The sequence below is a fragment of the Streptomyces sp. NPDC101776 genome (assembly GCF_044766845.1).
In the GTDB taxonomy this organism is placed as follows: Bacteria; Actinomycetota; Actinomycetes; order Streptomycetales; family Streptomycetaceae; genus Streptomyces.
In genome coordinates this window covers 254,496-275,148 of the sequence record NZ_JBIWMV010000012.1, presented here as the reverse complement: position 1 = coordinate 275,148, position 20,653 = coordinate 254,496, and the positions used below count along the sequence as shown (strand labels likewise).

The window sequence follows — 20,653 nt, the reverse complement described above, 5'->3', positions numbered from 1 at the left end:
CTTCCGCGGGAAAGTCGCTGATCGGTCACGAAGATCGACGGCGGTGACCGGTTGTCAGTGGCGTAGGCGAGACTTGCACCGTGGCAGCCACTGACGAGACCGGGCCCGAAGCCCAGCAGGCACCCCCGTTCGGTACGACGCCGCCGACCCGGCCCCCGGTCGACGGCCCCGCGCCGGGCACGAGCATGCCGCGCTGGCTGCCCCGCGCCATGGTGCTCGCGCTCGCCCTCGTCGCCGTGTTCCAGCTGGGCAGTTGGGCCTTCCACCAGCTCATCGGGCTGCTGATCAACATCCTCATCGCGTTCTTCCTGGCCCTCGCCATCGAGCCCGCGGTGAGCCGGATGGCCGCCTACGGCATGCGCCGCGGACTGGCCACCTTCCTGGTCTTCCTCGGCCTGCTGATCGTGAGCGCCGGGTTCGTCACCCTCCTCGGGTCGATGCTCGCCGGCCAGATCATCAAGATGATCGAGGACTTCCCGGACTACCTCGACTCCGTCATCAACTGGATCAACACGCACTTCCACACCGACCTGAGACGGGTCGACATCCAGGAGGGGCTGCTCCACTCCGACTGGCTGCGCAAGTACGTGCAGAACAGCGCCACCGGCGTGCTGGACGTGTCCACCCAGGTGCTCGGTGGCCTCTTCCAACTCCTGACGATCGGTCTGTTCTCGTTCTACTTCGCCGCCGACGGCCCGCGACTGCGCCGCGCGCTGTGCTCCGTACTGCCGCCCGCCAGGCAGGTCGAGGTGCTGCGCGCGTGGGAGATCGCCGTCGACAAGACAGGCGGCTACATATACTCACGCGGCCTCATGGCGCTGGTCTCCGGAGTGGCGCACTACATCCTGCTGCAGGCGCTGGGCATCCCGTACGCGCCCGTGCTCGCCGTCTGGGTGGGCCTGGTCTCCCAGTTCATCCCGACCATCGGCACCTATCTCGCGGGCGCCCTGCCCATGCTGATCGCCTTCACCGTGGACCCCTGGTACGCGCTGTGGGTGCTCATCTTCGTCGTGGTCTACCAGCAGTTCGAGAACTACATGCTGCAGCCCAAACTGACCGCGAAGACCGTCGACATCCACCCCGCCGTCGCCTTCGGCTCGGTCATCGCCGGCACCGCGCTCCTGGGCGCCGTGGGCGCGCTGATCTCCATCCCGGCCGTCGCCACACTCCAGGCGTTCCTCGGGGCGTATGTGAAGCGCTACGCCGTCACGGACGACCCCCGGGTCCAAGGTCACCGGATCCGCGACTCCGGAGGCCCCGGCATGCTGACACGCGCACGACGGGCCTGGGACCGGAGACAGGGGGCGGAGAACGGCACGGCGAACGACTCCGCCGGTACGACCGATTCCGGTACGGCAGGCTCAGGTACGGCAACCTCGGGTACGGCGGGCTCCGACACGACTGCCTCCGGTTCGGTCGATTCCGGGGCAGCCGACTCGCGGCCGACCGGTCCGAAGCCGACAGGTCCCGAACCAACCGACCCCGAATCAACTGACCCCGCACCGAAGGACTCCGGAGACGGCTCCTCCTGAGGGATGATCCGGCGAGAACACCGGGGTGCCGCGGTCAGCCGGGGTATCGCGGTCAGTACGTGAGCACCGCCCACACGCCGGCCACGGCCACGGCGACCACGTAGCAGCCGACCGCGACTGTGACGGTCCGCCGCCGTACCGCCTCGCTCCAGGACGTGCGGGACAGCAGCCAGGCCAGGGCCGGCAGCACCAGGACGGCGTGCAGGCTCACCCCGTGCAGCGGCTTGAGCGGGGCCGTCGAGTGGTATGCCGCCTCCTGGTGGCCGGTCCGGGTGAGGACGACCCCGCGCGCGATCATCGCGGCGCCCGAAGCCAGCGCCACGAGTAGGATCGCGAACCCGGAACGCACCGCGAGCGCCATCCCCGTGGGCCCCGTCGGCCGGTGCCGGAAGGACGCCACCGCGAACACGGTGAGCAGCACCACGAGGACACCGCCTCCCACCGCGAGCGTCATGGACACCGCCGTGTCGAAGGACGTCTCCATGTCGAGGTGCGACGGCACCCGGCGCCACGCCTGGAGGGTGATGCCGCCGACCTCGACGACACAGTCGGCGGCGAACACGACGAGCAGCACGGTACGCAGCCGGGCCCCGACGCGCAGATACGACGTCACCCAGGTGACCGCGATCAGTGTCGCCCCGAAGGAGAGCCCGAACGTGACGGGCTTGCGCCAGGAGACGGGCCCGTACCAGGGGCCGCCGTCCACCGCGAACACCACCAGGTGCACCAGGCCGGAGAGGATCAACAGGGCACCGGTCGCGTGGCAGAGCCGCTCGGCGGGGCGTGCGTGGTTCGTCATGGCCCTGGTCATGGGCCGAGCCTCGCGGGAACTCGCCGCGCGGTCGTCGTACGGCCGAAGACACCCGCCGTACGCCAGGGGAAGTAGCGCGGTCGGAGACTTCGGGCGATGAGTTCCGGGGGTGCGCCGGGTCCACGGCTACGAAGGCCGTCCGGAGTCAGCGGAACGCGGAAAGCGGAGCGGCGACCCGCAGAGGCGAGGATCGATCATGCCCACCTCACCCTGGCGGACGGAACCGGCACCACAGACGGCGGCGGGCAAGGTGCTCTGGCACTTCACGATGTCGCCGGACGGGTTCGTGGCGGGGCCGGACCACGCGAAGGACTGGATGACGGGGTTCTCGTTCCGGCCCGACTTTGTCGAGGAGCACATCGCGACGACCGGCGCCGTACTGGGCGGCGACGAGATCGACCTGCACTTCTCGCCGGTGCTCCTCGGCGACGGCATCCGGCTCGTCGACAACCCTGGCGGGCGCCCCGGTCCGGCTCAGGCTGCTGAACGGTGACGATCACTCGGCCGCGGTGAACGTGCGCTGCCGGCCGGTCGGGGGGCGTGCCTCTCCTGGGGCGCGGAGCGCGAGAGCCTTACTGGTAGCAGCCACCGATGCACAGGACGGTGACGGTGCCGGTCCCGTCGGCCGAGGAGATCGCCGTGCCCTGTGCAGGCGCGGGCCGATGCACGCGGCTGGTCTCCCAGGGCATGGGGGCGGCCGATGCCGCCGGACTCATGACGCCCACAGTCGCCGCGGCCACCACGACCGCGATCCCCACACGCTTCCACACCGTCATCACGCTCTCCCCGCGTCGAATGCCGTTGACTGCTGCCAGTGAACGGGCCCGGCACCCGGCGCGGGAAGGATTTCCGTGTCCTTCGAAGCGTCGCCACGACGCTCGGAGTCACCGGACAACGATGACGCGAGTGCCGCGTGGTGCGCTTGACACGTAAATCGAACATCCATTCTTATGGAAGCTCCGGCGAGGCCATGACGGGCATTTCGGCAGGCTTTTGATGGTGAAGTGTCCGAGTTATCCACAGGCTGGACGGGCGTCGGGGCGCATTGTCAGTGGCAGGCGTTAGCGTCTTTGACGTGAAGCGATCGACTCAAGCAAACCGGGTGGAACCCATGGCAGGAACCGACCGCGAGAAGGCGTTGGACGCCGCGCTCGCACAGATTGAACGGCAATTCGGCAAGGGCGCGGTGATGCGCCTCGGCGAGCGGCCGAACGAGCCCATCGAGGTCATCCCCACCGGGTCGACCGCACTGGACGTCGCCCTCGGTGTCGGCGGCCTGCCGCGCGGCCGAGTGGTGGAGGTCTACGGCCCGGAGTCCTCCGGAAAGACGACCCTGACCCTGCACGCGGTGGCGAACGCCCAGCGGGCCGGCGGACAGGTGGCCTTCATCGACGCGGAGCACGCACTCGACCCCGAGTACGCGAAGAAGCTCGGCGTCGACATCGACAACCTGATCCTGTCCCAGCCGGACAACGGCGAGCAGGCCCTGGAGATCGTGGACATGCTGGTCCGCTCCGGTGCCCTCGACCTCATCGTCATCGACTCCGTCGCGGCGCTCGTCCCGCGCGCGGAGATCGAGGGCGAGATGGGTGACAGTCACGTCGGTCTGCAGGCCCGTCTGATGAGCCAGGCGCTCCGCAAGATCACAGGCGCGCTCCACCAGTCCGGGACCACCGCGATCTTCATCAACCAGCTCCGCGAGAAGATCGGCGTGATGTTCGGCTCCCCGGAGACCACGACCGGTGGCCGCGCGCTGAAGTTCTACGCCTCGGTGCGACTCGACATCCGTCGCATCGAGACCCTGAAGGACGGCACGGACGCGGTCGGCAACCGCACCCGCGTCAAGGTCGTCAAGAACAAGGTCGCGCCACCCTTCAAGCAGGCCGAGTTCGACATCCTCTACGGCCACGGCATCAGCCGCGAGGGCGGCCTGATCGACATGGGCGTGGAGAACGGCTTCGTCCGCAAGGCCGGCGCCTGGTACACGTACGAGGGCGACCAGCTCGGCCAGGGCAAGGAGAACGCGCGCAACTTCCTGAAGGACAACCCCGACCTGGCCAACGAGATCGAGAAGAAGATCCTGGAGAAGCTGGGCGTGGGTGTCCGTCCGGAGACGCCCAGCGCCGAGCCGGCCGTGGACGCGGCGGTCTCCGCCGCCACGGACGACGCCGCCAAGGCGGTGCCCGCTCCTGCCGCGGCCAAGACCACCAAGGCCAAGGCCGCGGCAGCCAAGAGCTGACCCGTGACACGACGAACGGACTGGGCCGAGTACGCGTATCCCGGCGCCCCGCAGGGGCGCGGGGGAGGCGGTGACGGCCCGGCCTACGGTGCGGACGGCGGCCCCGAGGAGCCGTACGGCACGGACGGGCCGTACGGCGACGAGCCGGGCGGCGAGTGGCCGGCCGGCGGCTTCGCGGGTGTCGCGGACGAGACCGGTCCACCTTTCGGTGGCCCGGAGCCCGGTGACGGTTCGGCGGGCACCGGCCGGCTCTTCAGAAGCTCGGCGCCCGGCGGCATGCCGCCCGGCGACGGGTCCGCTGCCGACGACGCACCCGGCCGTGGCTCACGCCGCAGCCGTGGAGCGCGTGGCGATGGCGGCTCACGAGGGTCCACGGCGCGCGGTGACGGCGCGCGCGGTAAGCGTGGGCGCCGTGGCCGTGGTCACGGCTTCGGCGAGTCGTCCGGAGCGGACGGAGGTGACTTCTCCTCGTCGAGGGCCGAGAAGGAGGAGCCGCCGGCGGACCCGGCCGAGCGGGCGCGGGGCATCTGCCTGCGCCTGCTCACCGGGAACCCGCGTACCCGCAAGCAACTCGCGGACGCCCTGCGCAAGCGGGAGATCCCGGACGAGGTTGCGGACGAGGTGCTGTCGCGGTTCGAAGAGGTCGGACTGATCAACGACGGCGCGTTCGCGGACGCCTGGGTGGAGTCCCGGCACCATGGCCGGGGCCTGGCCCGGCGCGCGCTCGCCCAGGAGCTGCGCACCAAGGGCGTCGACTCGACGCTGATCGACGAGGCCGTCTCCCAGCTCGACCCCGATCAGGAAGAGGCGACGGCCCGCGAACTGGTCGACCGCAAACTGCGGTCCACCCAGGGCCTCGACCGCGACAAGAGGCTGCGCCGCCTCGCGGGCATGCTGGCCCGCAAGGGCTACTCCCAGGGCATGGCCCTCAGAGTGGTCCGGCAGGCGCTGGAGGAAGAGGGCGAGGATACGGAGTTCCTCGGGGACGAGGGGTACTGATCCGGAGCCGGTCCGGAACTGATCCGGAACCGATCCGATCCCGATCCCTCGGTGATGCGAACGTCCTGAACACGGTGGACGCGCGGGGGCGCCGACCGCGTTCAGGCAAGCCTCGGGCCGGTGCCCGAGGTAGGGCCAACCCCCGGCTGAAGACGCTGGATTGCCTCAGTGCACAGACACCTGTGCACAAACGACTGTGTACGCATGGCACACGAACCCGGCACACCCGGCGTGGAGACACCTGCCGTGCGGACCTCGGCGACACCCGCACCGGTCGAACTCTCTGATCTCGCCGCGCTCAAGGTCCTTGCACAGCCCCGCCGCCAGCGCATGCTCCAGCACCTCACCCTGCACGGCCGCGCGACCTCGGCCACGCTCGCCCGCGCGCTGGGCCTGAACACCGGCTCCACCAGCTACCACCTACGTGAACTCGCCCGCTACGGCTTCGTCGAGGAGACGGAGACGGCAACGGAGACGGTAACGACGGGGGTGGGGGCGGGGGTTGCCGAAGGGGACGAGGAAACGGGGACGGGAAAGGAGCGCGCGTCCGGTCATGGTCGCGAGCGTTGGTGGCGGGCCGTTCCCGGTGACCGCCGGTTTCCGCCGCGCAGCCGTCAGAGTGCCGAGATGCGGCTCGTCATGGATGAGCTCAACCACCATGCGTACGCCGCCGATCTGGAGCTCTTCGAGCAGCTCCAGCGGGACTCCGCCGAGACCGGGCCATGGGCGGACGCGTTCCCGTACTCACGCGGCACCGTCCGGTTGACCCCGCTCGAACTCCGGGCGTTCTTCGAGGAGTACATCGCCCTCCTCAACCGCTACAAGCGCCCCGAAGCCGAGACGCCGGCCGGCGCGCGCACTGTGGTCACCAGGTTCCTGGCCTTTCCAGCCCCTTTCGCCGATGTGGATGCGGACGCCGAATCGAATGCGGGGGCTGGTGCCGGTGCCTGCGCAGAAGTCGCCCTTGTGCGCCCCACCGACGCAGCCCCGGTACACAGCGGAAAAGAGACCGAGCCCTCATGATGCTGCGCTACGCCCTCCGGGCCGTCCGTGCTCGCAAGGCAGGTTTTCTCGGCGCCTTCCTCGCTCTGATGTGCGCGGCCGCCCTCATCACGGCTTGCGGCACTCTGCTCGACACCGGCCTGCGCGGCACCATCCGCACCGAGCGTTACGCGGCGAGCCCCGTCGTGGTCACCGCCGACCAGAACGTCCACCGGACCACCGTCAAGCACAAGAAGGGCAAGACCAAGGTCAAGCACAAGGCGAAGCCGATCGCCGAGCGTGCCTGGCTCCCCGTGAGCCTGGAGGGCCCGCTCGCACGGACCCCGGGCGTCGCCCGTGTCGTGCCCGAACTCACCTTCCTCGCCCAGCCGTTGACCCCCGCCGGTACCGGCGACCGGACCGCCTACGGGCACGCCTGGGACTCCGCCGCGCTGACGCCGTACCGGCTCGTCGCAGGCAGGGCTCCGCAGACCGCGCACGATCTCGTCATCGACCGCGACCTCGCCGAACGGGCCCGCCTACGGACCGGCGACCGTCTCACCGTCCAGTCGACACAAGCTCCACGCAGCTATCGGATCACCGGAATCGCCGCTCCCGCCACGGCCGTACGCCATCAGACGTCGCTCTTCTTCTCCACCAGCGAGGCCCGCCGCCTGGCCGCGCACCCTGGGCAGGTCTCCGCGTTCGGCATACTCCCGACCAAGGGCACGAGCACGGCCCGGCTACGCCAAGCTGTCATCGCCGCGCTCCACGGAACCGGCTCGCCGGGTGCCACCACCGCACCAGACGCCGGCACCTACGCAACAAATGCTGGTTCCACAGCGCCCCCTGGCTCCACCGCCCCACACGGCTCCACCGCCCAGGTCAGTTCCAGCGTCCAGGTGACCACAGGCGACGCACGCGGTCCCGTCGAGTTCCTGGACGCCGCCGCGGCCAGGAACAGGCTGGTCAGCATGGGTGGAGCGATGGGCGGCACCTCGCTGCTCGTGGCGATCCTCGTGGTCGTCGGTACCTTCGCGCTCTCCGTCCAACAGCGGCACCGCGAACTCGCCCTGCTTCGCGCGGTGGCCGCAACCTCCGGCCAGATCCGCAAACTCCTCGGCCGCGAGGCCCTGATCGTCGGCACGGCGGCCGGGATCACGGGCGCCCTGCTCGGACTTCCCCTGGGCGCTTGGCTCTACGACAGGTTCGTCGCCCTGGGCGCCGTCCCCGCCACGCTCCAGCACACCACCGGAGTCGTCCCACCGCTGGCCGCCCTCGCTGCGACCGTGTTCGGCGCCTGGGCCGCAGCCAGGGTCGCCTCCCGCCGTATCTCCCGGATCCACCCGGCCCAGGCACTCTCCGAAGCCGCGACCGAGCCCGGAGTCGAGTTTGGAGCCGGAACTGAACCCGGAGTCCGGCCCGGAGCCGAACCCGAACCCAACCTCAAACGTCGAGCCCGCCCCGGCCCCAGCAGGCCCAAGTACCCCCGCCTCACCCGTCTCCTCGTCGGCCTGGTCCTCCTCGCACTCGGCGTCACCCTGATCACCCTGCTCAGCACGCTCCGCACCGAACCGGCCTCAACTCCCGTGACCTTCCTCGCCGTTGTGGTCCTCTGTACCTCCGTCGCCCTCCTCGGGCCGCTCCTCGTCAGGGCGGCCATTCTGGTGATCGGTGGCCCGCTCCGGCGGACCGGGCCGTGCGGTCGACTCGCTGTCGCCAATCTCCGGGGCAATGCCACCCGCATGGCCGCCGTCGTCACCCCCCTCACCCTCCTGATCGGCATGACCTGCACCGTCCTGTTCGTCCAGCCCACCCTCGATGACGCCGCCCGAGCCCAGGTCCGTGAGGGCGTCCGCGCCGACTGGGTCGTCGCCTCCAAGGGGCTGGGCGTCCCGGCCGGGGCCGCACAGCAACTCCGCACTCGGCACGATGTCGTCACCGAAGTCGTCCGTACGACCGTCCGTGTCGGCCTCGACAAATACGCGGCCCAAGGCGTCACCCCCACCGGACTCACCCGCACCTGGGACCCCGAGGTCACCGCCGGATCGCTCGACGGGCTCACTGAGCACACTGCGGCCGTAAGCGAACTGGCGGCGGATCAACTCCATTTGAGGCCCGGCAGCACCCTGGAACTGACGCTCGGCGACGGCACGCCCGCCACGCTCACCGTCGTCGCCGTCTACGCCAGGGGCCTCGGCTTCGGCGATCTCACCTTCGCGCACGATCTCGTCGCCCGGCATGTCGACAACCCGCTCGCCTCCTCCGTCCTCGTCAGTACGTCCCGTACACAGACACAACTCGCGACTACCCTCCGTGAGTTCCCGGGTGTCCACGTTCTCGCGCCGACCGCCGCCGAATCGCTCCAGGCGCGGCAGCAGCAGGCGAACGCCGAGGTCAACTATCTGGCCATGGGACTCGTTCTGGCGTTCACGGCCATCGCCGTGGCGAACACGCTGGCCATGTCGGTCGCGGAACGTGTGCGCGAGTTCGCGTTGCTCCGCCTCACCGGGGCCACCCGCCGGCAGGTGCTGCGGATGCTGCGCACCGAGGCGCTGTCCGTGCTGCTGCTCGCCACGGTGCTCGGCAGCGGTATCGCCCTCGCCGTCCTGGCCGCGTTCAGCGTCGGTATGACCGGCCGGGTGGCACCGTCGGTCACCCTCCTCGGGTATCTCACGGTGGTCGCGGTGGCCGGGACCCTCGCTCTCGTCGCCACGGCACTGCCGGCACGCGTGGCGCTCCGGGTCCGGGCGGTCACGGTGGCGACGGCCCGGGAGTGAGCGGGGGAACCCGCCGGCCGATTGTCAGCGAGGGAACCCGCCGGCCGACTGCCACTGAGGTCACTCGCGTCACCAAAGCATGCGTATCGCGCACACTTAGCGTGCGTTACGCGGAGGGCGCGCACGTTTGGCGTGAGGGTAGCTTCGGCTGCCGACCCCAGGCCTTCGCGCTTGCCGACCCTCGGCCCTCCCCACCTGCTGAGCCGCAGTCAGGCCTGCCCGAGTGCCTCCGGCCGCTTCGCCGACCGGTCCTCGTACGCGCTGAAAGGCGGCCCCCTTGTTCTTGTCCCTGACCGCTCACCACCGAAGAACACCGGTGGTCCTCCTGGTCGGTATCTGTCTCTTACTGAGTGGCTGCGGACTGGAGTCCGGTGCCAGGTCCGCCCACGACGGGCCCACCGTTCTCGGGTTCGTCAACGGCGGCAGTACCGAGTTCCACACCTGTCTGCGGGAGTCGATCGAGAACACGGCCAGGAGCAACTTCGCGAAGCTCGTCACGGCCGACTCGCATCAGGACGCCGCGCAGGAACTGGCCAACATCCAGGCCATGATCGCGCGCCATGTCGACGCGATCATCGTGCAGACCGTCGACACCACCGTGCTCAAGAGCGACATCGACCAGGCCGACAAGGCGCACATCCCGATCTTCCTGACCTCGGTCAGCGCCGACCCGTCCGACATCCTCGGAGCCGTCGTCGTCGACCTGAAGGGCGTGGGCAAGCTGGACGCCGAGTGGATCGAGGACGACGCCGCGGGGCGCGAGGTGCGGGTGGCCGTCATCGCGGGCGCCCCCGGTGCCGCCTCCGACCTGCTCGTCGGCGGATTCACCAAGGGGCTGCCGGCGAACGTGAAGGTGGTCGCGAACCAGCCCGCCATGTTCGTCGCCGCGAAGGCGAGGACCGTGGCCGACGGCATGATCAAGGCGCATCCCGATCTGGACTACGCCTTCGTCGCCAACGAGGAGATGGCGTTCGCCGCCCGCAAAGCCTTCGACGCGGCCGGCGGGAAGAAGGTCAAGATCGTGACGGTCAACGGCACCGACGAGGCCCTCGCCGCCCTCAAGGACGGCCGTTTCGCCGCCACCGTCTCCAACTCGGCCAAGGACACCGGCGAACTGGCCGTCACCAACACCATCAGCCTTCTCCGTAAGGAGAAGGTGGAGAAGATCGCCACCACACCGGCCCGCCTGATCACCAGGTCCAACGCGGACACCGCCCCGCTCTACTGCCCCTCCGACGGGTCCTGAGCGAGCCGGACTGTCACGTCGTGGACAGAGTGTCTACGACGTGACAGGCAGTCCCGCCGCCTTCCAGGCCTGGAAGCCGCCGACGAGGTCCGTCGCGCGGTGCAGGCCCAGCTGGTGCAGAGACGCGGCTGCCAGGGTGGAGGCGTAGCCCTCGTTGCAGATCACCACGACGCGCAGGTCGTGGCCGGTGGCCTCGGGGGCGCGGTGGCTGCCCTGGGGGTCGAGGCGCCACTCCAGTTCGTTGCGCTCGACGACCAGGGCCCCGGGGACTAGGCCGTCCCGGTCGCGCAGGGCGGCGTAGCGGATGTCGACCAGGATGGCCTCGCCGGCGAGGGCCGCGTCGTACGCCGCGCGTGCCTCGATCCGCTCGTAGGTCTCGCGTACCCGCTCCAGCAACTCGTCTATGCCGAGCGGCTGTTCGCGTACGGCACTCACTGCCAGTCCTCCGGGCGCTCGACCTGCTCCAGACGCAGCACCGGGCCCGTGCGGCTGTAGCGGCGGATCTGCGGGAGCGGCGGGTAGTAGGCGTGGACCGAGATCGCGTGCTCCTCGGAGGACTCGTTGAGTACCTCGTGGACGTGGTGGCGGCCGAAGGCGCGGCCCTTGCCGGTCGGCAGCCGGCGCTCGCGGTCCACGCCCTCCTCCAGTTCGAGGGTCTTCCAGCCGTCGCTCGGGAGTCGAGCGGCGAGCGAGTTCTCCTTGAGTTCGCCGGCGGCGGTGAGGAAGGCGCCGACCGATTCGGCGTGGTCGTGCCAGCCCGTCCCGCTGCCGGGCGGCCAGCCGATCAGCCAGGCCTCGCTGCCACCGGGACCTTCGAGCCGTACCCAGGTGCGGCCCTCGGGGTCGAGGGGGAGCGAGGCGACCAGCTCGGCGTCGGCTGCCGTACGCCGGACGAAGTCGAGCAGGTCCGCCTGCGTCGGGGCCTGGGCGGGCGCGCCGGGGGACACGGAGGCAGAGGGGGAGACAGACACGTGCACCGTCCTGATGAGAGTTCGCGAGCGTGCGCGCGGACACACAGACGTGGTGCGCGCGAGTGAGAGAGATGCGAATTCAGCAGGAGACGTGACAGACACAGCCCACATAGCGGACGAGGTCCAGATGGACCTTCCGCCAGAGATGGACAGAGGTGTCGGTCATGATCCGGAGTACAGCACGGCGGTGCGTGCCGGTCAACTCAGCGTCACTATGTGGACAGTTCGGGTACGGAGGCCTCAGCGGGAACCGGCCGTGGCCTCCGTCTTCGTCGGGCCGCCCAGGGTCGCCTCGGCCGCCGCGTAGAGGTCGGCCGGGCGGACCCCGCTCAACGCGGTGACCAGGTGGCCGTCGGGCCGTACGAGCAGGACGGTGTGGGCGGCGGCGCCCGGGTAGGTCTCTGCGACCAGCAGCTCGGCCGGGTGCGGCAGCGCCGTCACCGCGGCCGCCAGGCGGGGCATGATTCCGGCGGTCACCCAGTGCTTTCGCTCCCACACGCCCGTGCCCGGCGCGACCAGGACGACCAGCAGGGAGCCGCGCCCGAGGCGGTCCCGCAGCCGTACGAAGCCACCGTCCTCGGCGGTGACCAGGACGTCGGCGATCGGCGCACCGGGCGGGGTGTCGACGGGGACCTCCGCCTCGATGTATTGGGGCGCGAGCGGCGAGTCGGCGTACGCCCCCGGCGCACCGAGCGCGCCGTGCCCCAGGTGACCGTCCGTGAGCAGTACGTCATGGCCGCGGGCCGAGCCGGGCACGACCGCGCGCAGTCCGGCGCCGCCGCGCACCAGCGGCAGCGCCTGGTCGGCGGCGCGCAGCCGGGCCGCCACTATGGCCCGCCGCTCCGCCTGATAGCTGTCGAGCAGCGCCTCGTGCGGCCCGTGGTGCCAGGCGAGCGCCAGCTTCCAGGCGAGGTTGTCGGCGTCCCGCAGCCCCTCGTCCAGCCCCTGCGTCCCGAGCGCCCCCAGCAGATGCGCCGCGTCCCCCGCGAGAAACACCCGCCCCGCCCGCCACCGGCGCGCGAGCCGGTGGTGCACGGTGTGTACGCCGGTGTCGAGCAGTTCGTACGGTGGTGTCGGGCCCTCGGTCCAGCCCGCGAGCGTCTCCCGGATGCGGGCCAGCAGCAGCTCGGGGGTGACCAGGTCCTTGCCCGGCGGCAGCAGCCAGTCCAGGCGCCACACACCGTCCGGGAGGGGGCGTCCGGTGACCTCCCCGGCCGAGGGTCCGGACGTCCGCCACGGCGGCACCCGATGCAACAACGCCTGGTCGGGCCACGGAAGTTCCGTGCGCAGCGCGGCCACGGCGTGTCGCTCCACCGCCGTACGGCCGGGGAAGCGGATGTCCAGGAGCTTGCGCACGGTCGAGCGCGGGCCGTCGCAGCCGACCAGATGACTGCCGCGCCACCAGGTGCCGTTGGGGCCGCGGGTGTGGGCGGTGACGCCCGAGGGCTCCTGTTCGAGCGAGTCGAGACGGTTGTCCACGGCGATCCTCACGAGCCGCTCGCCCGCGAGGGTCTGGCGGAGGGCGCCGGTGAGGACGTGCTGGGCGATGTGCAGGGGGGCGGGCTCGGTCTCGTCGAACGTGATCTCGCGCATCACCTGCTTGCGCCGCATCGACCGCCATCCGGCCCAGTGCGTCCCGGCCTCACCGAGCGGCATGCCGGTCAGCCGCTCCAGGAGCGCCGCGGTGTCCTCGCGCAGGACGACCGTACGAGCGAGACGTTGCTCGTCCTTGCCCGGGCCCTCGTCGAGGACGACGGAGGGCACCTCCTGCCGCGCCAGTGCCAGGGCGAGCGTGAGCCCCACGGGCCCCGCCCCGACGATGATCACCGGGTCCACGGTGCGGCGCCCCCTGCCCGTGACGGTGTCCTCAGGGACGCATGTGAACAGGAAGTTGGAGCAGGGTGCACGATCACAGAACGTATGCAACCCATTGCCGGTGCTTGCGTCAAGTGACGGAGGCAGTGGCGATCATGCCACTGCCTCCGTGTCGTTCATGCCACTTGACCGATCATCAGATCGAGCCGCCGGCGCCGGTTCCGAAGCTGCCTTCCACCTGTGCGGGGTTGAGCGGTGTGGCGTCCTGGAGGTCGACGATCCCGCCCGAGCTCTTCTTGCTGCGCCGCAGCCTGCGCTCCAGCCAGCTCGCGAAGGTGGTGAGGACGAGGTTCAGCAGGATGTAGATGATCCCGACGACGATGAAACTCGCCACCACATTGGCGTAGTTGGCCGCCAGCGTGCTGCGCGAGTTGAGCAGCTCGGTGAAGCCCAGCATCACGCCGCCCAGTGCGGTGTCCTTCACGATGACCACGAGCTGGCTGACGATGGCCGGCAGCATGACGGTGACGGACTGCGGGAGCAGGATGCTCGTCATCGTCTGGCCCTTGCGCAGACCGATCGCGTACGCGGCCTCCGTCTGTCCCTTCGGGAGGGACAGGATGCCCGCCCGGACGATCTCGGCGAGCACCGAGGCGTTGTACAGCACCAGGCCGGTGATGACGGCGTACAGGGGCCGTTCCTCGCTGCTGATACCCGTGGAGCGGACGTAGAACTCGTTCGCGAACAGCATCAGCAGCAGGACAGGGATCGACCGGAAGAACTCGACCACCACTCCGGCGGGGACACGCACCCACCTGTGGTCGGACATCCGGGCTATGCCGAAGAACGCTCCCAGGGGGAGGGCGATCACCATGGCGAGCCCGGCGGCCTTCAGGGTGTTGCCGAGGCCCGGCAGCAGATACGTCGTCCAGGCGTCCGACGTGGTGAACGGCTGCCACAGGGACCACTTCAACTGCGCCTTGTCGTCCATCGTCCGCCAGACCCACCACAAGAAGAGGGCCAGTAGCACGAAGAACACGACGGAGAGGAGCACGTTGCGCCGCTTGGCGCGGGGGCCGGGCGCGTCGTAGAGGACGGAGGTCATCGCTTCACCGCCATTCGCTTGCCCAGCCAGCCGAGGAGGAGGCCGGTGGGCAGGGTCAGTACCACGAAGCCGAACGCGAAGACCGCGCCGATGGCGACCGTCTGGGCCTCGTTCTCGATCATCGTCTTCATCAGGGCGGCCGCCTCGGCGACGCCGATCGCGGCCGCCACGGTCGTGTTCTTGGTGAGGGCGATCAGTACGTTGGCCAGCGGTGCGATGACCGCGCGGAACGCCTGCGGAAGGATCACGATCCGCAGCACCTGGCTGAAGCTCAGCCCGATGGCGCGGGCCGCCTCCGCCTGTCCGACGGGCACGGTGTTGATGCCGGAGCGCACCGCCTCGCAGACGAAGGCCGCGTGGTATGCGATGAGACCCAGCAGCGCGAGTCGGAAACCCTGCACCTTGAAGTTGTCGGACGCGCCCATCGTCACGCCGAAGATGTCGGCGAGGCCGAGCGAGGTGAAGACGATGATGACCGTCAGAGGGATGTTCCGGACGGTGTTGACGTAGAAGGTGGCGAAACCACGCATCAGTGGGACCGGGCTGACCCGCATTCCGGCCAGCAGTGTGCCCCAGACCAGGGAGCCGAGGGCGGAGAGGACGGTCAGTTTCACCGTCATCCAGAACGCCCCGAGGACGTCATAACCTTGAAGAAAGTCGAACACGATCTCCCGCGCTTCCGGGTATGGGGCCTGCCTTACCGGGGGTTTTCTCGGGTTACTTGACGATGTCGCCGATCTTCGGGGCGGGCTCGTTCTTGTAGTCGGCCGGGCCGAAGTTCTTGGTGACCGCCGTCTGCCAGGCGCCGCTGCTGACCATCTTCTCCAGCGCGGTGTTGATCTTGGTGACGGTCGCGGAGTCGCCCTTCTTGACGCCGATGCCGTAGTTCTCGTTGCTGAGCTTGAGGCCGGCGAGCTTGAACTCACCCTTGAACTTGTCCTGCGAGGCGAAGCCCGCGAGGATCGAGTCGTCGGTGGTCACCGCGTCGACGGCACCGCTCTGGAGGGCCGCGATGCACTCCGAGTAGCCCGCGTTCTCCCGCAGGTTGGCCTTCGGCGCGATCTTGTCGTGGATGTTCTGCGCCGAGGTGGAGCCGGTCACGGAACAGAGGTTCTTGCCGTTGAGGTCCGTGGCCTTGGCGATCGTCGAGTCCTTCTTGACGAGCAGGTCCTGGTGGGCCAGCAGGTAGGGGCCGGCGAAGTCGACCTTCTGCTTGCGCTCGTCGTTGATGGAGTACGAGGCCGCGATGAACTTGACGTCACCGCGCGACAGCGCGTTCTCGCGGTCGGCGCTCTTGGTCTCGACCCACTCGATCTGGTTGGCCTTGTAGCCGAGCTGCCCGGCCACATAGGTCGCCACGTCGACGTCGAAGCCGGCGTACGACCCGTCCGGCTGCTTCAGGCCGAGGCCCGGCTGGTCGAATTTGATGCCGATCTTGATCTTGCCGCCGCCGCTGGAACCCGAACCCGAGTCGTCGTCCTTGTCGCTGTTGCCGCAGGCCGTCGCGGCGAGCGAGAGGACGAGAGCGGTGGTCGCGAAAACGGTGACCTTGCGGAGCTTCATGATGAACTTCCTTCGGCTGGTGAGGAGATGAGGGCCCGTCAGAGCGCGTGACGGTGGCCCTGAGGGCGTGCGGGACCCTCAGCGGCAGTCGGCGGCCGCCCGTCGTCGGCGGGCCGCCAGTGGCTGGCTGTCGGTGTTCGTCAGCGGTCGTGGCTGATCGTCAGTGGTCGGCGGCGCTGATCGTCGGTGTTCGGCAGCGGTCGTCGGAGGCCGTCAGCGGTTGTCGGTATTCGCCAGGTCGCCAGGTCGTCAGTGGTGAAGGATCTTCGACAGGAAGTCCTTGGCCCGGTCGCTGCGCGGGTTGCTGAAGAACTGGTCCGGTACGGCCTCTTCGACGATGCGGCCGTCGGCCATGAACACCACTCGGTTGGCGGCCGAGCGGGCGAAGCCCATCTCATGGGTGACGACGATCATCGTCATCCCGTCCCGGGCGAGCTGCTGCATGACCTCCAGCACCTCGTTGATCATCTCCGGGTCGAGGGCCGAGGTCGGCTCGTCGAAGAGCATCACCTTGGGGTCCATGGCCAGCGCCCGCGCGATGGCGACGCGCTGCTGCTGACCGCCGGACAGCTGGGCCGGGTACTTGTCCGCCTGCGTGGCCACGCCGACCCGGTCGAGCAGCGCCCGGGCCTTCTCCTCGGCCTGCTTGCGGTCGGCCCTGCGGACCTTGATCTGACCCAGCATCACGTTCTCGAGCACGGTCTTGTGCGCGAAGAGGTTGAAGGACTGGAAGACCATCCCGACGTCCGCACGCAGCCGGGCCAGCTCCCTGCCCTCCTGGGGCAGCGGCTTGCCGTCGATCGTGATCGAACCCGAATCGGTCGTCTCCAGGCGGTTGATGGTGCGGCACAGAGTGGACTTCCCGGACCCGGAGGGTCCGATCACCACGACGACTTCGCCGCGGGCGATCGTCAGATCGATGTCCTGGAGTACGTGCAACGCGCCGAAGTGCTTGTTGACGCTCTTCAGGACGACGAGTTCGCCGGTCGCGGCCACATCTTCCTTGGCCACCGATACTTCGGTCATCGCTTGCTGGCTCCGTCCTCGTCGGTTGCGGAGGACAGTAGTGAGGCCTTACGACCAGCGTCATCACATCTGAGCGAGATCTGAGCATCACGATCGGATAGCAATCGGACACGTGTCGTAGCAGTTCACCGGCGAGACCCTTACCGGCCGGACCGGCGCGACGCGTACCGGCTGGGTAACGGAAGCCACCGCAACCGGAACCCACTTGACGGCGTCTTCGTCCATCGGCGTGACTGCCTGGGTGCACGCGCGCGTGAGACGTGCTTTTGTACAGGCCGACACCATACGAACGATGAACCGGAGGGGGCCGGGATGCGACTGCTCCTCGTCGAGGACGACAACCATGTCGCCGCCGCTCTGTCCGCGGTCCTGGCGCGGCACGGATTCGACGTCACGCACGCCCGCAGCGGCGAGGAGGCCCTCCAGGCACTCGTCCCGGAAGGCGACGTCTTCGGTGTCGTCCTCCTCGACCTCGGCCTGCCCGACCAGGACGGCTACGAGGTCTGCGGCAAGATCCGCAAGCGCACCAGCACCCCGGTGATCATGGTCACCGCCCGCTCCGACGTGCGCTCCCGCATCCACGGCCTCAACCTCGGAGCCGACGACTACGTAGTGAAGCCGTACGACACCGGGGAACTGCTCGCCCGCATCCACGCCGTGAGCCGGCGCAGCGTCCCCGAGGACGTGAGCGGAGGCGGCGACACCGCGCTGATGCTCGGCCCGGTGCGCATCGAACTGCCCACCCGGCAGGTCAGCGTGGACGGTTCGATCGTCCAACTGACCCGCAAGGAGTTCGATCTGCTCGCCCTGCTGGCACAGCGCCCAGGAGTGGTGTTCCGACGGGAGCAGATCATCAGCGAGGTGTGGCGCACCAGCTGGGAGGGCACGGGACGCACCCTGGAGGTGCATGTCGCGTCCCTGCGCGCCAAACTGCGGATGCCCGCACTGATCGAGACCGTACGAGGCGTCGGCTACCGGCTCGTCGCCCCGGCCGCGTAGCGGGCACGGGTGCGTACACGTCTTCTCCCGCTGCTCATCGTCCTGATGGCGGCCGTGCTGCTGGCGCTCGGCGTCCCGCTCGCCATCAGCGTCGCCAGGGCACAGCAGCAGAAGGTGATCGTCGACCGTATCGACGACACCGCGCGGTTCGCGGCACTCGCCCAGTTCGTCACCGACGCCCCCACGGGAACACGCCCCGCCGACGCGATCCCGGACGAGCGCCAGCAGACCCTGGGCCGCGAACTCGCCAGCTACTACGAGGTCTACGGCATCCGCGCGGGCGTCTTCTACCGCACCGACACCTCCATGGCGAACGCGCCGGACGACTTCCTGCTGCCCCAGTCGGGCGAGGTGCGCGACGCGTTCGCCGAGGCGCTCCTCAGCCGCCGCAGCCACGACCCGGAGCAGGTGTGGCCCTGGCAGCGTCACCGCCTGGTCGTCGCCTCGCCGGTCATCCGGGACGGCGACGTCATCGCGGTCGTGGTCACCGACTCACCCACCGGGCCGATGCGTTCACGGACCCTGCGCGGCTGGCTGACGATCGGCGCCGGCGAGATCGCCGCGATGCTGCTGGCCGTAGGCGCCGCCCTACGGCTGACCGGCTGGGTCCTGCGACCCGTACGGGTCCTCGACGCCACCACCCACGACATCGCCACCGGACGCCTCAAGTCCCGGGTCGCGGCCGCCGGCGGGCCACCGGAACTCCAGCGCCTGGCCCGCTCGTTCAACGAGATGGCGGACAACGTCGAGGACGTGCTGGAGCAGCAGCGCGCCTTCGTCGCCGACGCCTCGCACCAGTTGCGCAACCCGCTCTCGGCGCTGCTGCTGCGCATCGAACTGCTCGCGCTCGAACTGCCGGAGGACAACGACGAGATCGCCTCGGTCCGCACCGAGGGCAAACGCCTGACCCAGGTCCTGGACGACCTGCTCGACCTGGCCCTGGCCGAGCACGCTGACGCGGACCTCAGGATCACCGACATCGGCGCGCTGACCGCCGAGCGCGTCGCGGCCTGGGCACCGACCGCCGAGGCCAAGGGCGTGCGCCTGGTGGGCAGTTGCCCGCCCACCACGGCCTGGGCCGACCCGGTCACGCTGTCCAGCGCCCTGGACGCGGTGATCGACAACGCGGTGAAGTTCACGCCCGAGGACGAGTCCGTCGAGGTGACGGTCGCGTCGAACGGCGAGACCTCGACCGTCGTCGTCACGGACCACGGCCCGGGCCTCACCGAGGACGAACTCGCCCGCGTCGGCGACCGCTTCTGGCGCAGCGGCCGTCACCAGAACATCAAGGGCTCCGGCCTCGGCCTCTCCATCTCCCAGGTCCTGCTGGCCGCGGGCGGCGGCTCGCTCACGTACGACCACCACGATCCGCACGGCCTCAAGGTGACCGTGTCGGTGCCCAGGAGCGGGCCTACGGCCTGAACGGGCTTCCCTGGGGCCGGTGTTGGGGTTTCCGGGCTTTCGGCCCGAGCGGCCCGCTCAGGGGCCCGGACGGGCCCTGTGGCGCTACGGCTTGACGGAGCGGTAGTAGCGCCGGGCGCCCTCGTGCAGGACCAGGGGGTCGGTGTAGATCGCCGTGCGCAGGTCCACCAACTGTGCGGAGTGGACTTGTTTGCCGATGCCGTCGCGGCTCTTGATCACGGTCTTGGTGATCCACTCCGTGAGCCTGGCGTTCACGTCCTTGCGGGTCATCAGCAGGTTGGACACGGCGATCGTCGGGACGGTGGACCCCCGCTGGATGGTGGGGTAGGCCGACTCCGGCATGTTGGTGGCACGGTAGTAGCGGGTCGCGTCGCCCTCCTCGTGCATCTTGGCCACGAGACTCGCCTCGATCGGCACGAACCGGAACGCGTAGTTCTTGGCGAGGTCCTTCAGGCCGTCCGTCGGCAGCCCGCCCGACCAGAAGAACGCGTCGATCTTGCCCCGCCTGAGCAGGTCGGGACCGGTGTCGATACCGGCCGCCAGCGGCTTGATGTCCTTCTTCGGGTCGATGCCGGCCGCCGTCAGTACCCGGTTGGCGATCAGCCGCACACCGGAGCGGTTCGGCCCTATGGCCACCCGCTTGCCCCGAAGGTCGGTGACCGAGTCGATGTCCGAGTCACGCGGCACGATGAGCTGGACGTAGTCGTCGTAGAGCCGCGCGACCCCGCGCAGCCCGGCCGCACCGGGTTTGCCGTCCATTTCGTACGCCCCCACCGCGTCGGCCGCGGCGATCGTGAAGTCGGCGTCTCCGGTCGCCACGCGCGCGACGTTCTCCTGCGACCCGTCACTGTTCGCCAGCGTCACCTTGAGGCCTGGCATGTCCCTGTCCAGCTCGGTGCGCAGGAGCTTGCCGTACTCCTGGTAGACCCCGAGCCGGGTCCCGGTGCTGAAGGTGATCGTCCCGGTCGGCGGCTCGTCGCCCAGAGGCAGCAGCCACCAGAGCAACAGCCCGAACGCGACGACGCCGGCGGCCGCGCCCTGGAGGGCCCGGCGCCTGCTGATACGGGAGAACACCTTGAGCATGCGCGCGATCCTGCCAGTCCGCGCGTGGTGCTGACCAGGGCGGGCGGCGAGGGCTGAGGGGGTGGAGCGAATCGACGGTGG

Annotated in this window: 19 protein-coding genes; 9 read left to right on the top strand and 10 right to left on the bottom strand. The window is 69.7% G+C overall.

From position 1 onward, the window contains the following. Nucleotides 1–80: 80 nt before the first annotated feature. The gene (locus ACIRRY_RS32245; protein ID WP_403979590.1) at nucleotides 81–1,532 is read left to right on the top strand and encodes an AI-2E family transporter; all 1,452 of its coding nucleotides are present in this window, start codon (nucleotides 81–83) and stop codon (nucleotides 1,530–1,532) included. Between the two features lie 52 nt (nucleotides 1,533–1,584). Here the strand turns inward: ACIRRY_RS32245 and ACIRRY_RS32240 are convergent, their stop codons facing one another. After that, nucleotides 1,585–2,343, bottom strand: a complete 759-nt coding sequence (locus tag ACIRRY_RS32240) for a hypothetical protein (protein WP_403979587.1) — start codon at nucleotides 2,341–2,343, stop codon at nucleotides 1,585–1,587. Between the two features lie 196 nt (nucleotides 2,344–2,539). Here ACIRRY_RS32240 and ACIRRY_RS32235 point away from each other — a divergent pair, with 196 nt between their 5' ends. Continuing rightward, entirely contained in the window at nucleotides 2,540–2,836 is a 297-nt protein-coding gene (locus tag ACIRRY_RS32235) for a hypothetical protein (protein WP_403979584.1), read from the top strand. Nucleotides 2,837–2,915: 79 nt separating this feature from the next. Here ACIRRY_RS32235 and ACIRRY_RS32230 read toward each other — a convergent pair whose 3' ends face one another. Next, the gene (locus ACIRRY_RS32230) at nucleotides 2,916–3,119 is read right to left on the bottom strand and encodes a hypothetical protein (protein ID WP_403979581.1); all 204 of its coding nucleotides are present in this window, start codon (nucleotides 3,117–3,119) and stop codon (nucleotides 2,916–2,918) included. Nucleotides 3,120–3,454: 335 nt separating this feature from the next. On the opposite strand from ACIRRY_RS32230, the gene recA reads away from it, so the two are divergent. From recA to ACIRRY_RS32205, 5 genes are all read left to right on the top strand, one after another. Continuing rightward, on the top strand, nucleotides 3,455–4,582 hold the full coding sequence (recA, locus tag ACIRRY_RS32225) for a recombinase RecA (RefSeq protein ID WP_403979578.1): 1,128 nt from the start codon (nucleotides 3,455–3,457) through the stop codon (nucleotides 4,580–4,582). 3 nt (nucleotides 4,583–4,585) lie between these two features. Continuing rightward, a complete protein-coding gene (gene recX, locus ACIRRY_RS32220; RefSeq protein ID WP_403979576.1) occupies nucleotides 4,586–5,581 on the top strand; it encodes a recombination regulator RecX in 996 nt (331 codons plus the stop codon). A 204-nt stretch (nucleotides 5,582–5,785) separates the two neighbouring features. Then, nucleotides 5,786–6,604 carry an ArsR/SmtB family transcription factor gene (locus ACIRRY_RS32215; RefSeq protein ID WP_403979573.1) on the top strand — a complete coding sequence of 273 codons (819 nt, stop codon included), beginning with the start codon at nucleotides 5,786–5,788 and terminating at the stop codon, nucleotides 6,602–6,604. Beyond that, nucleotides 6,601–9,342: an FtsX-like permease family protein gene (locus ACIRRY_RS32210; RefSeq protein WP_403979570.1), complete on the top strand. Its 2,742-nt coding sequence runs from the start codon at nucleotides 6,601–6,603 to the stop codon at nucleotides 9,340–9,342. Before ACIRRY_RS32215 ends, ACIRRY_RS32210 begins: the two co-directional genes overlap by 4 nt. 283 nt (nucleotides 9,343–9,625) lie before the next feature. Further along, complete coding sequence (locus ACIRRY_RS32205) at nucleotides 9,626–10,588, top strand: sugar ABC transporter substrate-binding protein (RefSeq protein WP_403979646.1); 963 nt, start codon at nucleotides 9,626–9,628, stop codon at nucleotides 10,586–10,588. 33 nt (nucleotides 10,589–10,621) lie between these two features. On the opposite strand, the gene ACIRRY_RS32200 is transcribed toward ACIRRY_RS32205, so the two are convergent. The 7 genes from ACIRRY_RS32200 to ACIRRY_RS32170 all read right to left on the bottom strand — a co-directional run bounded on the left by ACIRRY_RS32200 (nucleotide 10,622) and on the right by ACIRRY_RS32170 (nucleotide 17,068). After that, on the bottom strand, nucleotides 10,622–11,023 hold the full coding sequence (locus ACIRRY_RS32200) for a rhodanese-like domain-containing protein (RefSeq protein ID WP_403979567.1): 402 nt from the start codon (nucleotides 11,021–11,023) through the stop codon (nucleotides 10,622–10,624). Further along, a complete protein-coding gene (locus ACIRRY_RS32195; RefSeq protein ID WP_403979564.1) occupies nucleotides 11,020–11,559 on the bottom strand; it encodes a cysteine dioxygenase in 540 nt (179 codons plus the stop codon). Before ACIRRY_RS32195 ends, ACIRRY_RS32200 begins: the two co-directional genes overlap by 4 nt. A 240-nt stretch (nucleotides 11,560–11,799) precedes the next feature. After that, nucleotides 11,800–13,395 (bottom strand): FAD-dependent monooxygenase, encoded by a 1,596-nt coding sequence (locus ACIRRY_RS32190; protein WP_403979561.1) that lies wholly within the window; start codon nucleotides 13,393–13,395, stop codon nucleotides 11,800–11,802. Nucleotides 13,396–13,570: 175 nt separating this feature from the next. Next, a complete protein-coding gene (locus ACIRRY_RS32185; RefSeq protein ID WP_403979559.1) occupies nucleotides 13,571–14,479 on the bottom strand; it encodes an amino acid ABC transporter permease in 909 nt (302 codons plus the stop codon). Beyond that, a complete protein-coding gene (locus tag ACIRRY_RS32180) occupies nucleotides 14,476–15,144 on the bottom strand; it encodes an amino acid ABC transporter permease (protein WP_403979556.1) in 669 nt (222 codons plus the stop codon). Before ACIRRY_RS32180 ends, ACIRRY_RS32185 begins: the two co-directional genes overlap by 4 nt. A gap of 52 nt (nucleotides 15,145–15,196) precedes the next feature. Beyond that, nucleotides 15,197–16,042, bottom strand: coding sequence for a glutamate ABC transporter substrate-binding protein (locus ACIRRY_RS32175; protein ID WP_403979553.1), 846 nt, complete (start codon nucleotides 16,040–16,042; stop codon nucleotides 15,197–15,199). Nucleotides 16,043–16,291: 249 nt separating this feature from the next. Further along, nucleotides 16,292–17,068: an amino acid ABC transporter ATP-binding protein gene (locus tag ACIRRY_RS32170; RefSeq protein WP_403979551.1), complete on the bottom strand. Its 777-nt coding sequence runs from the start codon at nucleotides 17,066–17,068 to the stop codon at nucleotides 16,292–16,294. Nucleotides 17,069–17,380: 312 nt separating this feature from the next. Between ACIRRY_RS32170 and ACIRRY_RS32165 the strand changes: the two genes are divergently transcribed. Then, the gene (locus ACIRRY_RS32165; protein WP_403979548.1) at nucleotides 17,381–18,067 is read left to right on the top strand and encodes a response regulator transcription factor; all 687 of its coding nucleotides are present in this window, start codon (nucleotides 17,381–17,383) and stop codon (nucleotides 18,065–18,067) included. Nucleotides 18,068–18,076: 9 nt separating this feature from the next. Continuing rightward, nucleotides 18,077–19,489: an ATP-binding protein gene (locus ACIRRY_RS32160; protein ID WP_403979545.1), complete on the top strand. Its 1,413-nt coding sequence runs from the start codon at nucleotides 18,077–18,079 to the stop codon at nucleotides 19,487–19,489. Between the two features lie 84 nt (nucleotides 19,490–19,573). Here the strand turns inward: ACIRRY_RS32160 and ACIRRY_RS32155 are convergent, their stop codons facing one another. Next, complete coding sequence (locus tag ACIRRY_RS32155; protein ID WP_403979542.1) at nucleotides 19,574–20,572, bottom strand: TAXI family TRAP transporter solute-binding subunit; 999 nt, start codon at nucleotides 20,570–20,572, stop codon at nucleotides 19,574–19,576. Between the last annotated feature and the right edge of the window lie 81 nt (nucleotides 20,573–20,653).